The organism is Pseudomonas sp. SMV7 (assembly GCF_052041995.1).
Taxonomy (GTDB): domain Bacteria; phylum Pseudomonadota; class Gammaproteobacteria; order Pseudomonadales; family Pseudomonadaceae; genus Aquipseudomonas.
The window spans coordinates 172,849-187,681 of record NZ_JBKGGT010000011.1 but is presented as its reverse complement, the minus strand read 5'-3'; the positions used below and the strand labels follow the sequence as shown (position 1 = coordinate 187,681).

The following is a 14,833-nucleotide window of genomic DNA, read 5'->3' as shown; positions in this document are numbered from 1 at the left end:
AACCACAAGCGCAAGGTGTGGACGCCGGGATGTGCCGTTGGCCGCAAGCAAACCGGGGGAAAGCGGCCCTACTACCAAATGACGAGAGCCCCGCTGCCAACGATGCATTCGCCCGGCAGGCGGGGCTTTTTAACATCGGTTCATCGCCTGTCGCCGGACAGGCATCGACCACAGAGGCTCAGCATGATCTACGCACAACCCGGAACCCCTGGCGCCATCGTGTCCTTCAAGCCACGCTACGGCAACTTCATCAATGGTGAGTTCGTGGCGCCGCTGGGTGGCCAGTACTTCACCAACAGCTCGCCGGTCAATGGCCAGCCGATTGCCGAGTTCCCGCGCTCCGGTGCCGAGGACATCGAGCGCGCCCTGGACGCGGCGCATGCCGCTGCCGATGCCTGGGGCAAGACCTCGGTGCAGGAGCGGGCCCTGCTGCTGCTGAAGATCGCCGACCGTATCGAACAGCATCTGGAAGTGCTGGCCGTTACCGAAACCTGGGACAACGGCAAGGCCGTGCGCGAAACCCTCAATGCCGACGTGCCGCTGGCAGCCGATCACTTCCGCTACTTCGCCGGTTGCATCCGCGCCCAGGAAGGCGGTGCTGCGGAAATCAACGAAGGCACCGTGGCCTACCACATGCACGAGCCGCTGGGTGTGGTCGGGCAGATCATCCCGTGGAACTTCCCGCTGCTGATGGCTGCCTGGAAACTCGCCCCGGCCCTGGCCGCCGGCAACTGCGTGGTGCTCAAGCCGGCCGAGCAGACGCCGCTGTCGATCACCGTGTTCGCCGAGCTGATCGCCGACCTGCTGCCTGCCGGCGTGCTGAACATCGTCCAGGGCTTTGGCCGGGAAGCCGGCGAGGCCCTGGCCACCAGCAAGCGCATCGCCAAGATCGCCTTCACCGGCTCCACCCCGGTGGGCTCGCACATCATGAAATGTGCCGCCGAGAACATCATCCCGTCCACCGTCGAGCTGGGCGGCAAGTCGCCGAACATCTTCTTCGAAGACATCATGCAGGCCGAGCCGGCGTTCATCGAGAAGGCTGCCGAAGGCCTGGTGCTGGCGTTCTTCAACCAGGGCGAAGTGTGCACCTGCCCGTCGCGGGCGTTGATCCAGGAGTCGATCTACGAGCCGTTCATGGCCGAAGTGATGAAGAAGATCGCCAGGATCACCCGCGGCAACCCGCTGGACACCACGACCATGGTCGGTGCCCAGGCTTCGGAGCAGCAGTACGACAAGATCCTTTCCTACCTGGAGATCGCCCGCGAGGAGGGCGCCCAACTGCTCACCGGTGGTGCTGCCGAGCGGCTCACAGGCGACCTGGCCAGCGGCTACTACATCCAGCCGACCCTGCTCAAGGGCCACAACAAGATGCGCGTGTTCCAGGAGGAGATCTTCGGCCCGGTGGTGGGCGTGACCACCTTCAAGGACGAAGCCGAGGCCCTGGCGATCGCCAACGACAGCGAGTTCGGCCTGGGTGCAGGCCTGTGGACCCGCGACATCAACCGTGCCTACCGCATGGGCCGCGGGATCAAGGCTGGGCGGGTATGGACCAACTGCTACCACCTGTACCCGGCGCATGCCGCGTTCGGTGGCTACAAGAAGTCGGGGGTTGGGCGTGAAACCCACAAGATGATGCTCGACCACTACCAGCAGACCAAGAACCTGCTGGTGAGCTACGACATCAACCCGCTGGGCTTCTTCTAACATCTGGTCGGTTGACGCGGTCGACTGTAGGAGCGGCCTTGTGTCGCGAAAGAGCTGCGCAGCAGCCCCGGCGATTTGCGCGTTCATGCTGTATTCCTGGGGCTGCTTTGCAGCCCTTTCGCGACACAAGGCCGCTCCTACAAATATCGCGCAACCGATCCTCCTACCAACGCACCTCGCAAGCTCGTTCCAAAGTAGCATTCGGCCCTGGCGCCGAGCATGCATTAATGCCTCTACCGGAATCGCCCGGCACAACAAGAGGACCGCCCCATGTGGACTAAACCCGCCTTTACCGACCTGCGCATTGGTTTCGAAGTCACGATGTATTTCGCCAATCGTTGATCGCTGGGCCGGCCATCGTTGCGATGGCCGGGCCTTGTGTGCCAAACCCCGATGGAGTTGATCGATCCCCACCAGACCCTGTCCCTGGCCCGCGGCTTCCGTCTGCGCTGGGAGCCGCACCTGGCATGCCCGGTGTTGCAGCATGCGGGGGGCGTCATCGAGCTCAACGCCAGTGCCGGCTGGGTGCTCGAACTGCTCGATGGCCAGCGTAGCGTGGCGGCGGTCATCGCCCGGCTGGCGCAGCGTTTCCCCGGGGTTAACGGGCTCGACGAGGACGTGCTGGCATTCCTGGAGGTGGCCCGCGCCAAGTGCTGGGTCGAATGAGCCATGGCCAGGCTTTGGTCTGGTTGCTTTCGCCACGGGATGCTTTACGCTGGCGATTACCTTCCAGAACAATAAGAACAGGCTTTCCGATGAGCCAGAGTTTCAGCCCGCTTCGCAAGTTCGTTTCGCCTGAAATCATTTTCGGTGCCGGTTGCCGGCATAACGTGGCCAATTACGCCAAGACCTTCGGCGCGCGCAAGGTGCTGGTGGTCAGCGACCCCGGTGTGATTGCCGCCGGTTGGGTCGCCGACGTCGAGGCCAGCCTGCAGGCGCAGGGCATCGACTACTGCCTGTACAGCGGCGTGTCGCCCAACCCACGGGTCGAGGAGGTGATGCTCGGCGCCGAGATCTACCGGCAGCACCACTGTGACGTGATCGTCGCCGTCGGCGGTGGCAGCCCGATGGATTGCGGCAAGGCCATCGGCATCGTGGTCGCCCACGGGCGCAGCATCCTCGAATTCGAGGGCGTGGACACGATCCGCGTGCCCAGCCCGCCGCTGATCCTGATTCCGACCACGGCCGGGACCTCGGCCGATGTCTCGCAGTTCGTGATCATTTCCAACCAGCAGGAGCGCATGAAGTTCTCCATCGTCAGCAAGGCGGTGGTACCGGACGTGTCGCTGATCGACCCGCAGACCACCCTGAGCATGGACCCGTTCCTGTCGGCCTGCACCGGCATCGACGCGCTGGTGCATGCCATCGAAGCCTTTGTGTCCACTGGCCACGGCCCGTTGACCGACCCCCATGCGCTGGAGGCCATGCGCCTGATCAACGGCAACCTGGTGGAGATGATCGCCAACCCCGGCGACATCGCCCTGCGCGAGAAGATCATGCTGGGCAGCATGCAGGCCGGGTTGGCGTTTTCCAACGCGATCCTCGGGGCGGTGCACGCCATGTCGCATAGCCTGGGCGGGTTCCTCGACCTGCCACATGGCCTGTGCAATGCGGTGCTGGTGGAGCACGTGGTGGCGTTCAACTACAGCTCGGCGCCGGAGCGCTTCAAGGTGATTGCCGAAGTGCTGGGCATCGACTGCCGCGGCCTCAATCACCGGCAGATCTGCGCGCGCCTGGTGGAACACCTGATCGCCTTGAAGCATGCCATCGGCTTCCATGAAACCCTGGGCCTGCATGGCGTGCGCACCACCGATATTCCGTTCCTGTCGCAACATGCGATGGACGACCCGTGCATCCTTACCAACCCGCGCGCGTCGAGCCAGCGTGATGTCGAGGTGGTCTATGGCGAGGCCCTCTGACGACCAGCAGCGGGCGCTGGCCGGGCTGCTGGGGCTGGGCGACCACTCGGCCCGCAAGAGCCATTACCCGGAGCTGGCGGCGCGCCTGGACGAGCTGGAGGCCGAACGCAACCGCTACAAATGGTTGTTCGAGAATGCCGTGCACGGGATTTTCCAGGCCAGCCTGCAAGACGGCATGCGTGCGGCCAACCCGGCGCTGGCGCGCATGCTCGGTTACGACAGCCCGCAAGCATTGCTGCAATGCCTGACGGATTTTGCCAGCGACCTGTTCGTCGAGGCCGACGAATTGCACGCCATCACCGCGACCCTGGCCCGTGAACGCAGCGTGCACGGTTACGAAACCCGCTTGCGGCGCAAGGATGGCAGCCACCTCGATGTGCTGATGAACCTGCTGCTCAAGCCTGGCCACGAGGGCCTGGTGGAAGGGTTCGTCGCCGATATCACCGAACGCAAGCTGGCCCAGCAGCGCCTGCAGCAACTCAACGACGAGCTTGAGCAACGGGTGGCCGCGCGCACCGATGAACTGCTGGAGGCCAACCGCAACCTGCAGCAGCAGATTGCCGAGCGCAAACAGATCGCCCGTGCCCTGCGAGTTGCCCGCGATGCTGCGGAAACCGCCAACCGCAGCAAGGACAAGTACCTCGCGGCAGCCAGCCATGACCTGTTGCAGCCGCTGAATGCGGCACGGCTGCTGATTTCGACCTTGCGCGAACGGCCCTTGCCGGAAGCCGAGAAAGTGCTGGTGGAGCGTACCCATCAAGCCCTCGAAGGTGCCGAAGACCTGCTCACCGACTTGCTCGACATCTCCCGGCTCGACCAGGCCGCGGTAAAGCCGGATGTGGCGCTGTACCGGCTCGACGAACTGTTCGCGCCGCTGGTTTCGGAATTCCGCACGGTGGCCGACGCAGCGGGCCTGAAGCTGCGCGCGCGGATTGGCGACTATGCCATCAGCACCGACCTGCGGCTGATGACGCGCATCCTGCGCAACTTGCTCAGCAACGCCTGCCGCTATACCGAGCATGGCCGCATCCTGTTGGGTGCCAGGCGCCGGGGCAGGCACTTGCGCCTGGAGGTCTGGGACACCGGGCGGGGTATCGCGCAGGACCGGCTGCAGGCGATATTCCTCGAGTTCAACCAGTTGGACGTGGGCCGTGCCGCCGATCGCAAGGGCGTGGGGCTGGGGCTGGCGATTGTCGAACGGATTGCCAAGATCCTTGGCTACCGGGTCGAGGTGCGCTCGTGGCCGGGGCGTGGCTCGGTGTTCAGCATTGCAGTGCCGCTTGGCCAAGCGGTACCGCTGCCGGTGCACCCGGCCACGCCGCAACCGGGCACCGGCAACCCGTTGCCGGGCCGCCGCTTGCTGGTGCTGGACAATGAGCTGAGCATTCTCGAGAGCATGGGGGCGCTGCTTGGGCAGTGGGGCTGCGAAGTGGTGACTGCCACCGACCAGGCCGGGGCATTGCTGGCCCTGGAAGGCCGGGCGCCAGAATTGATCCTGGCCGATTTTCATCTGGATCATGGTGTGGTCGGCTGCGAGGTGGTCAGGCACTTGCGCGAACATTTCGGCCATGCCATCCCGGCGGTGATCATCACCGCTGACCGCAGCGATCAGTGTCGCCGGTCCTTGCACAAGCTCGGCGCGCCATTGCTGAACAAGCCGGTCAAGCCGGGGAAACTGCGTGCGGTATTGAGCCAGTTGCTGGGCTAGGCCACCGTCAGCCCAGGTACGCGCAGCTGCTTGGATGGCAGTGGTTGCGCCGGTGGTTGCGGCTGAAGCCGCGTTCGCAGGCACAACTCAATTCAGGAAACAGGGTGATCAGGCCAAACTGATGGCACTACAGGCCAGGGCATTGTGCAAACTGCATACAGAGAAACAGCGGAATAGAGCAATCCAATGTCCCTCGCCAAGTTTGGATCCAGTTGTTGGAAAAACTTTCCAAACGGTCAAATTGCAATAACTTAGCAAACTAACTAATGTAACAAAGTGTGCCGCCTGTCGGTCGTTTCGCTTGAGAAATGAACGATTTGGCTGTGCGTGACTCCTATTTGCCAGCAGGGCATTCCTCAGCGGATCTCGCCCTTGCGCGCTCGCCCCGGAACTTATGGACGTTCAACCTCATCGGCATCGCAGGGATGTTTGTGGGGGCTTTTCTTTTTTTTGAATAGTGGAGTAACGCCATGCCTTACCGAGGCTCTTCGGGTACCTATTTCTGTACCTGAAATAACTATCTGCTGTTGCACTTAAAACGATATGAATTTGTTCTTGCCGCTGCGAGCACTCCTTTCGCACGCCTATGGCAAGATCATCTAGCGCTAACGCATTACGTGGAGAATACGTCGTGGAGATCAATACAATTATTAGCCTGTTCGGGCAAAAAGAATCCATGGAGCTGGTGCGGTTGTCAGTGATTTACGTTCATTTGCTGGCCTGTTGCATTGCCATCGGTCTGGTCTTCGCCAGCGATGTGGAGATGGTCAGAAACTTGTTGAAAGGGCATACCCATACCGGGCAAGACGGCAAACATATGGCCAGTTTGCAACGCTCTGTAGCCAACGCCCTCATTTTTTTATGGCTGACCGGGGCCGCCGTAGTGGGTATCGACTACCTTGATAAAGGCATGAATTATTTTGCCAACCCCAAACTTCAGGCAAAGGTCATTATCGTCCTGTTGTTGACTTTCAATGGCATGCTCTTGCATCGCTATGTTTTGCCTGCTCTGCTCAAAGCGGGTTCTTTGCTCGAACTGAACTTCAGCATGCGCATGTTTGCGTTGTTCTCCGGTGCGCTGTCCGGTGTGTCCTGGCTGTATGCGGCCATGCTCGGTGTCGGCCGGCCACTGGCCTGGAAGTACTCGCTGACCGAGTTGCTGCTGGCCTACCCGGTATTGATCCTGCTCGGCTTTGCCCTGATGGCTGGCTTGACCCAGTGGGCGCGCAAACGCAGCGAGGCCGAACCGGCTCAGATGCCTGTCTGGCAGTTTGCCGGCATTACAACCTGATCGCCTGAGCGACCCGTCGATTGCGCCGCGAACCGGGAAACCGGTTCGCGGCGAGCATGTTGCGGCCACCCGCTTGTTCATTTTTTGCCCGGCAATACCGAACTGAGCACTTGCCTGGCCGTCTGCACGATGATACCGGCCTGGTCAGGGTCGCCCTTGAGCAGGGCGCTGGCGAACTTCTTCGCTTGCTCCAGCTTGATATGCGGCGGCAGCGGCGGCACGTCCGGGTCGGTCCTGAATTCGATCAACACCGGCCGATCAGCCGCCAACGCACGCTCCCAGGCGGGGCTGATGTCTTCCTCGCGGTCCACATGGATGCCCTCCAGGCCAATGGATATGGCGAACAGGTGATAGGGCACGTCGGGGATCGATTGCGACGCCTCGAACTTCGGGTCGCCCTCCATCACGCGTTGCTCCCAGGTGACCTGGTTGAGGTCTTCGTTGTTGAACACTGCGCAGATCCACTGTGGGTTCTCCCATTGCCGCCAGTATTTTGCCACGGTGATCAATTCGGCCAGGTTGTTCATCTGCATCGCGCCGTCACCGACCAGCGCCACCACGCAGCGCTGCGGGTGGGCCAGCTTGGCGGCGATGGCGTAGGGCACGGCGGCGCCCATGCTGGCCAGGCCGCCGGACAGCGAGCACTGCATGCCCCGGCGAATCTGCAGGTCGCGGGCGAACCAGTTGGCGCAGGAGCCGGAATCACTGGTGACAATGGCGTGGTCCGGCAGGCGCGGGGAGAGTTCGTACACCACGCGCTGCGGGTTCAGCGGCTCGGCCTTGGCGTGGGCGCGCTTGGCCAGGGTCTGGTCCCACTGCGCACGCCAGCTTTCGATCGCGTCGCGCCAGCCCCGTTCAGGTTTGTGCTCGAGCAGCGGCAACAGCGCCGCCAGGGTTTCACCGGCATCACCGACCAGGTTCACCTCCATCGGGTAGCGCAAGCTGAGCATGTCCGGCTGCAGGTCGATCTGTACGCCGCGGGCCTGGCCTTCCTTGGGCAGGAACTCGGCATAGGGGAAGCCGGAACCGATCATCAGCAAGGTGTCGCATTCGCTCATCAGCCGGTAACTGGGTTCGGTGCCGAGCAGCCCGATGGCACCGGTGACCCACGGCAGGTCGTCGGGCAGCACGGCCTTGCCCAGCAGCGCCTTGGCCACACCGGCACCCAGCCTCTCGGCCACCGCAATCACCTGTTCGCTGGCCTGCAGGGCACCGGCACCGACCAGTATCGCCACCTTGCGTCCGGCATTCAGCACGTCGGCGGCGCGCTGCAGGTCCGCCTCTAAAGGCAGCACCCTGGGCCTGCTGTAGCCGACGCCGGAATGCACGGTGCCGTGTGCCCTGGCCGGTTCGTGGTAGGGCAGGTCCTGCAGGTCGTTGGGCAGGATGATGGCGGTGACCCGGCGCTCGCCGATGGCGGTGCGCACCGCGCGGTCAAGCAGGTGGCGCACTTGTGCCGGGGTCGAGGCCTGCTGGACGAAGGCACCGGCCACATCCTTGAACATCGACAGCAGGTCCAGCTCCTGCTGGTAGTGCCCGCCGAGTGCTGCGCGTGCCTGCTGGCCGACGATGGCCAGCACCGGCTGGTGGTCCATGCGCGCGTCGTACAGGCCGGTCAGCAGGTGCGAGGCGCCGGGGCCGGAGGTGGCCATGCACACGCCAAGTTCGCCGGTGAACTTGGCATGCGCGCTGGCCATGAAGGCGGCCATTTCCTCATGCCTGGCCTGGATGAACTGGATCTTGCCATTGGCCCTGGCCAGCGCGCCGAACACGCCATTGATACCATCGCCGGGGTAACCGAAGATGCGTCTTACGCCCCATTGATACAGGCGCTCCACCAGAAAATCGCCTACCGTGCCAGTCATGCTCGTCTCCCGGGCTGTCATCGATAGGGGTCTGGACTTGGCGCGCCGGGGGAAAGTTTCACCCGCATGACCATGCCCTAGCGTTGCTGGTCACGCAGCTGCTGTTCCCGTTGTGCCTTCACCTCGGCGTCGCTTTGCAGGCCTTCGGCCTGGCCGCCTTCCGCCAGGGCCCGGTACTCCTTGCGCAGTGCCTGCAGCTTCTTGCTGTCCATGTCTTCCAGGTCGAGTACCGACATTTCCGTGTGCTTGGTCGCCCGAATCAGCTCGTCGAGCTTGACGTGGATGATGTCATTGTCGCGGTTCTGGGTGTTCTGGATCAGGAACACCATCAGGAACGTGATGATGGTGGTGGAGGTGTTGATGATCAGCTGCCAGGTATCGTTGTAGTGAAACCAGGGGCCGGTGAGGCCCCATATCACGATGAGCAGCAGCGCGATGAGGAAGGTCTGGGGGCGTCCGGCGTGGTTGGACAGCCATTGGCAGAATTGGGCGAATTTCATGATCTCGTCTCCAGGTGCGCCTCTAGCTTGGGACCGTGGCAGCAACCGGGAAGTTGTTTTTTTCAACTGGCTTGGCACGCGCGGTGTGCCGCGCTGAAGTTGAACGTCGCGCGACGAGGGTGCTCTTACATGCAAAGGGTACAGTGAGGGCTCCCCTGATGAGCATTGAACGCAGCATCCCCGAGCTTGCGGCCTGGTACGCCCAGTACGACGACATCAGCTACCGGCGCGAGTCACCGGATGCCTACCACCATGAACTGGTGCGCACCGCCGAAGCGCTGCGCGACGACGGCGCGATTGACTGGGACGACTGGCTGGCGCTCAAGGCACTGGCCGACGATGCCCACGTGCACGCCCTGGAAGATGCCGTGCAGGCCCATGTCAGTGACCCCGACGCATGAAAGCGCTGAAGATCGCCACCTTCAACATCAATGGCATTCGCAGCCGGCTGCCGGCACTGCTCGCCTGGCTGGAACGGGAACAGCCGGACATCGCCTGCCTGCAGGAACTCAAGGCGGCGGATCAGCAGTTTCCCCGGCAGGCGCTGGAGGCAGCGGGTTATGGCTGTGTCTACCAGGGCCAGCCGTCGTGGAACGGCGTGGCCATTCTGGCGCGGGGCAGCGAGCCGCTGGAGGTGCGTCGTGGCCTGCCAGGCATGGAGGACGACACGCAAAGCCGCTATCTGGAAGCGGCAGTGCATGGCGTGCTGGTGGCATGCCTCTACCTGCCGAACGGCAACCCGCAACCGGGGCCGAAATTCGATTACAAGCTGCGTTGGTTCGAATGCCTGATCCAGCACGCCCAGGGTTTGTACGGTAGCGGCCATCCAACGCTGCTGGCCGGTGATTTCAATGTCGTCCCTACCGACATGGATATCTACAATCCGCGCTCCTGGTTGAAGGATGCGTTACTGCAGCCGGAATCGCGGGCGTGCTTCGCCCGCTTGCTTGGGCAGGGCTGGGTCGATGCCATCCGCCAGCTGTATCCGGACGAGCGGATCTACACCTTCTGGGATTATTTCCGCAACCACTGGGCGCGCAACGCCGGCCTTCGTATCGACCATCTGATGCTCAACCCTGATCTGGCACCCTACCTGAAACGGGCGGGCGTCGATGCCTGGGTGCGTAACGAAGCCAAGGCCAGTGACCATGCGCCAACCTGGATCGAACTGGGCACGCGACGCCGGCAAACGTAGCGGCTCCAGCGTGCACGCCCCTGTGGCTGCGGGCGTCCACACGCACACCTGCACAGCTGTTGCCGGCCTCCCTGGCTGCCGCGCAATCTGCGTGCGAACGCATGAAAACCTGTACAACTTATTTGGTGCTGTAGAACTTCAAGCGCAACTAACGCCGCTTGAAGTTCCTTCTATCGTCAACCGGCAAGTCAGCAATCCCTGACCGCTCGGCAGATCAATACTTGTTATCATTGATGCTTCACGCACCTGCGCCAGTCTCACGAGAACATGCTGTCTCGTCAGGGTTTCATCGAAATACGAGTGCAAACAATGAAAAGGACGATCAAACCTTCTTCCAGCTCGCACCCAGAGCGGGACGGGATGGTGCCAAGTCATCTCAATTTCCCGGTGGTTGGCATCGGCGCCTCCGCGGGCGGGCTTGCCGCCCTGAAAGTATTTCTCGAACACATGCCGGCAAACAGCGACATGGCGTTCGTCATTGTCCTGCATCTGTCGCCAGACCACGAAAGCGTGGCGGACAAGATCCTGCAGGGCTCCACTGCCATGCCGGTCATTCAGGTAACAGGCACCTCGCGCATCGAGCCGAATCATATCTACGTGATATCGCCCGCCAGTCAATTGGCAATGAATGATGGCTACCTGAAAGTGGTGCCGTCGGCCCGGCCGTTGGGCAAGCATATTGCCATCGACCTGTTCTTCCGCGACCTGGCCGACGTGCACAAGGAATACAGCTTCTGCCTGGTGCTGTCCGGGACTGGCAGTGACGGCGCGGTGGGCCTGTCGCGGATCAAGGAACAGGGCGGCATCACCATCGTGCAGAGCCCGGACGATGCCGAGTTCGACGGCATGCCGCTGGCGGCAATTGCCACCGGTATGGTCGATGCCGTTTTGCCAGTGGCTGAAATACCGCACAAATTACTGGAGCTGTGGCGTAACACGCAGACCATCAAGTTGCCCGCGCCGCATGACCTGAAAGTGTCCGCGCAGAGCGAAGAGCATGAACGCGAGGACGCGGAGCGGGTCATCCAGGACATCCTGCGCACCTTGCGTACCCGCACCGGGCACGACTTCAAGCATTACAAGCGCGCGACCGTGCTGCGCCGTATCGAGCGCAGGCTGCAGGTGACCACCCAGCCGGATCTGTCCAGCTACCTGCGTTACCTGGAAGACACCCCGGACGAAGCCAAGAAGCTGCTTGGCGACATGCTGATCGGGGTCACCAACTTCTTCCGCGACCGCGAGGCCTTCGAAGCCCTCGAACGCCATGTGCTGGGTTCGCTGCTCAGTACCAGGGACGAGGAAGACAACCGTGAAGAGGTACGCATCTGGTCCGCTGGCTGCTCGACCGGTGAAGAGGCCTACAGCCTGGCGATCCTGAGCGCGGAACACCAGAAGCTCGAGTCCCACCCGTTGAAGCTGCAAGTGTTTGCCACCGACATCGATGAACGCGCGATTGCCGTTGGCCGCGCAGGGCTCTATTCGGAAGCCATCGTCACCGACGTGCCGCCGATGCGCCTGCGCCAGTATTTCGTCAAGGAAAACGAGCATTACCGGGTGCGCAAGGAAGTTCGCGAAAAGGTGTTGTTCGCCAAGCACAGCCTGTTGTCCGACCCGCCGTTCTCGCAGATCGACCTGATCGTCTGCCGCAACCTGCTCATCTACCTGGACCGCGACATCCAGAAGGAAATGCTGCAGATGTTCCACTTCGCCCTGCGGCCTGGTGGCTACCTGTTCATGGGCTCGTCGGAGTCCGCCGATGCCTGTCCCGAGCTGTTCACGCCGGTAGACAAGCGCAACCGCATCTTCCGCGCCAAGGTCGGCGCCAGCGTGAACCGCCGCACCCCGACCATGCCCCGCGGCGGTTTCACTCTGTCCAGCCTGGCAACGCCCGCACCGCTGGTGCAGGTGCAGCGCAAGTTTTCCTACGCCGATATCCATAACCGGGCCATGGCCCAGCAGATGCCACCCAGCATGATTGTCGACAGCAACGGCGACATCCTGCACATGAACGAAGGGGCAGGGCGTTTCCTGCGCTACGTGACCGGCGAAGTCGCGCGCAACGTGATGGTGCTGATCATGCCCGAGTTGCGGCTCGAGTTGCGCACCACGCTGTTCCAGGCGCAGCAGAGCGGCAAGGCCACCCTGTCGCGCAAGGTACGTTTCAGTGAGGGCGATGTCGACTACTGGCTCGACATCGCCGCACGGCCCTACAAGGACGATGTGACGGCGCAGGAAGTGTGCACCATTGTGTTCAACGCGGCGCCGGTGAGTGTCGGTGAGCAGATGCTGGAGTTCGACCAGCTCACCGAGAACAAGGTGATGGCCAGCCTCGAGAACGAGCTGCAGCGGACCAAGCTGCACTTGCAGGAAACCATCGAGCAGTCGGAGGTTTCCAGCGAAGAGCTGAAGGCTTCGAACGAAGAGATGCAGGCGATCAACGAAGAGCTGCGTTCCGCCACCGAAGAGCTGGAAACCAGCAAGGAAGAATTGCAGTCGATCAACGAAGAGCTGCTGACGGTCAACTACGAACTCAAGAGCAAGGTCGAGGAAACCGACAAGATCAACGATTACCTGGCCAACCTGATCGCCTCCACCGATATCGCCACGGTGTTCGTCGACCGCAACATGCACATCCGCTGGTTCACCCCCCGGGCCAAGGATATTTTCAGCATGCTGCCGGTGGACACCGGCCGTTCGCTGCTGGACATCACGCACCGGCTCGACTACCCGCAACTGGCTGACGATGCCACCGCCGTCTACGAGTCGCTGACCATGATGGAACGCGAGGTCAGCAGCAGCGACCAGCGCTGGTACATTGCCCGGCTGCTGCCTTACCGCTCCAGCGAAGACCATATCGACGGCACGGTGCTCACCTTCATCGACATCACCAAGCGCCGTGAAGCGGAAGAAGACCTGCGCCTGGGCCAGGAACGCATGCGCCTGGTGGCGGAGAGCACGCAGGATTTCGCCATCATCATCCTCGATGGCAATGGCCTGATCACTGATTGGAACCGGGGCGCCGAGTACATTTTCGGCTACAGCGCCGAGGAGATTGTCGGCAGCCACTTCAGCATGCTGTTCACCGCCGAGGACCAGGCCGCCAACGTGCCCGAAGCAGAATTGTGCCGCGCCCAGGAGCATGGCCGGGCGGAGGATGAGCGCTGGCATGTGCACAAGGATGGCAGCCGCTTCTATTGCAGTGGTGAAACGGCCCGGTTGCGCGGCGATACCGCAGGCTTCGTCAAGATTGCCCGCGACCTGACCGGCCACAAGCGCCTGCAGGACGAGCAAAGCAAACAGCTGGCCGAGACGCAGAGCGACAGCATGCTCAAGGACGAGTTCTTTGCGGTGATGTCGCATGAACTGAAGCATCCGCTCAACCTGATTCAGCTCAACGCCGAAATCCTTCGTCGGCTACCGGCGGTGCGCAACACCGTCCAGGCGAGCAAGGCCATCGCTACCATCAATGACGCGGTAACCAGCCAGGCGCGTATCATCGACGACCTGCTGGACACGGCCCGGCTGCGCACTGGCAAGCTGAAACTGAAAAAGCAGTTGCTGGACCTGGTCGGCCTGGTCAAGTCGATCCACGCCATCGCTGCGGAGGAGTACCCGGCGGCGCGTATCACCCTCGAGCTGCCCCAGCCGGGCACCTCGCTGGTGGTCGATGGTGACCCGACGCGGATCGAACAGGTGGTGTGGAACCTGCTCAACAATGCCTTGAAGTTCAGTGGCGAGAGAGCCCGGGTACGGGTGATGCTGAGCCGCACGGAAAACTGCGCGCGTCTGGACATCAGCGACAACGGACCGGGGTTGTCCGCTGCCGATCTGTCCAGCATCTTCGACCTGTTCAAACAGGCCAAACATGCCAGCCACCGCCGCGACGGCCTGGGTATTGGCCTGGCCTTGGTCAGGCAGTTGGTCGAAGCCCACGGCGGTAGCGTGGTCGCCCGGTCGGCCGGGTTGGGGCATGGCTCGACGTTCAGCGTCGAGTTGCCGCTGTCGAACCGGGACAAGCCCGAGCTGCCACCGGCTGGCGCATCAGAGGAGGCTGACGGCCGATTGAAAGGGCTGAGAGTGCTGCTGGTGGATGATTCGCCGGAAGTGGTTGATGTGATGCGCATGTTGCTGGAAATGGAAGACGCACTGGTCAGCAGCTACCTCGACCCCCGCCAGGCGCTGCAGGAGGCCGGTGAAAAACGCTTCGATGTCATCCTGACGGATATCGGCATGCCGGAAATGGACGGGCATGAGTTCGTCAGCGCATTGCGCGAGAAAAAGCAGCACCGTCTCACGCCCACCATCGCCCTGAGCGGTTACGGCACCAACCAGGCCAAGCGGCCGAACGAGGCCGCACTGTTCGATCGGCGGCTGACCAAACCCGTGCAGTACGACGAGCTGGTCGAAGCCATCGAAGCGGTTTGCCGTATCGGGCAGGCTTGAACCCTGGGCGGCCTTGTGCAACGCAAGGCCGCTTGCAAGCAATTGGCACCTCGGATGCAGACCCGCAGCAATACTTCGCAGGGGGTTTGTTAACCCGAATATCTTGTGTCCAAGTGCTTAAAGCATTTCGTCAGCGATAGCGAAAACACTTTCAGCCTGCAGCGTTTGCCTTCGGTCATTAGTGAACACAGACCAACCTGTGTTAACC

Annotated in this window: 11 protein-coding genes; 9 read left to right on the top strand and 2 right to left on the bottom strand. The window is 62.3% G+C overall.

What is annotated here, in order from left to right:
• Positions 1–183 precede the first annotated feature (183 nt).
• From exaC to ACLEJP_RS15640, 6 genes are all read left to right on the top strand, one after another.
• The gene (exaC, locus tag ACLEJP_RS15665) at positions 184–1,704 is read left to right on the top strand and encodes an acetaldehyde dehydrogenase ExaC (protein WP_440807809.1); all 1,521 of its coding nucleotides are present in this window, start codon (positions 184–186) and stop codon (positions 1,702–1,704) included.
• Positions 1,705–1,974: 270 nt separating this feature from the next.
• Positions 1,975–2,046 carry a pyrroloquinoline quinone precursor peptide PqqA gene (gene pqqA, locus ACLEJP_RS15660; protein ID WP_003253598.1) on the top strand — a complete coding sequence of 24 codons (72 nt, stop codon included), beginning with the start codon at positions 1,975–1,977 and terminating at the stop codon, positions 2,044–2,046.
• Positions 2,047–2,097: 51 nt separating this feature from the next.
• Positions 2,098–2,370 carry a pyrroloquinoline quinone biosynthesis peptide chaperone PqqD gene (pqqD, locus tag ACLEJP_RS15655; protein ID WP_440807807.1) on the top strand — a complete coding sequence of 91 codons (273 nt, stop codon included), beginning with the start codon at positions 2,098–2,100 and terminating at the stop codon, positions 2,368–2,370.
• A gap of 89 nt (positions 2,371–2,459) precedes the next feature.
• Positions 2,460–3,623, top strand: coding sequence for an alcohol dehydrogenase-like regulatory protein ErcA (gene ercA / locus ACLEJP_RS15650; RefSeq protein WP_440807804.1), 1,164 nt, complete (start codon positions 2,460–2,462; stop codon positions 3,621–3,623).
• Positions 3,607–5,331: a PAS domain-containing hybrid sensor histidine kinase/response regulator gene (locus ACLEJP_RS15645; protein WP_440807802.1), complete on the top strand. Its 1,725-nt coding sequence runs from the start codon at positions 3,607–3,609 to the stop codon at positions 5,329–5,331. The genes ercA and ACLEJP_RS15645 overlap by 17 nt, the downstream gene beginning before the upstream one ends.
• A gap of 676 nt (positions 5,332–6,007) precedes the next feature.
• On the top strand, positions 6,008–6,622 hold the full coding sequence (locus ACLEJP_RS15640; protein WP_440807819.1) for a hypothetical protein: 615 nt from the start codon (positions 6,008–6,010) through the stop codon (positions 6,620–6,622).
• Positions 6,623–6,699: 77 nt separating this feature from the next.
• On the opposite strand, the gene ACLEJP_RS15635 is transcribed toward ACLEJP_RS15640, so the two are convergent.
• Both ACLEJP_RS15635 and ACLEJP_RS15630 read right to left on the bottom strand, forming a co-directional pair.
• Positions 6,700–8,487: a thiamine pyrophosphate-requiring protein gene (locus ACLEJP_RS15635; protein WP_440807800.1), complete on the bottom strand. Its 1,788-nt coding sequence runs from the start codon at positions 8,485–8,487 to the stop codon at positions 6,700–6,702.
• A gap of 77 nt (positions 8,488–8,564) precedes the next feature.
• Complete coding sequence (locus ACLEJP_RS15630; RefSeq protein WP_440807797.1) at positions 8,565–8,987, bottom strand: low affinity iron permease family protein; 423 nt, start codon at positions 8,985–8,987, stop codon at positions 8,565–8,567.
• Between the two features lie 158 nt (positions 8,988–9,145).
• Here ACLEJP_RS15630 and ACLEJP_RS15625 point away from each other — a divergent pair, with 158 nt between their 5' ends.
• The 3 genes from ACLEJP_RS15625 to ACLEJP_RS15615 all read left to right on the top strand — a co-directional run bounded on the left by ACLEJP_RS15625 (position 9,146) and on the right by ACLEJP_RS15615 (position 14,625).
• Complete coding sequence (locus tag ACLEJP_RS15625) at positions 9,146–9,388, top strand: hypothetical protein (protein ID WP_186674449.1); 243 nt, start codon at positions 9,146–9,148, stop codon at positions 9,386–9,388.
• Positions 9,385–10,182: an exodeoxyribonuclease III gene (xth, locus tag ACLEJP_RS15620; RefSeq protein WP_440807795.1), complete on the top strand. Its 798-nt coding sequence runs from the start codon at positions 9,385–9,387 to the stop codon at positions 10,180–10,182. The genes ACLEJP_RS15625 and xth overlap by 4 nt, the downstream gene beginning before the upstream one ends.
• Before the next feature lie 360 nt (positions 10,183–10,542).
• On the top strand, positions 10,543–14,625 hold the full coding sequence (locus ACLEJP_RS15615; RefSeq protein WP_440807792.1) for a CheR family methyltransferase: 4,083 nt from the start codon (positions 10,543–10,545) through the stop codon (positions 14,623–14,625).
• Positions 14,626–14,833: the final 208 nt, after the last annotated feature.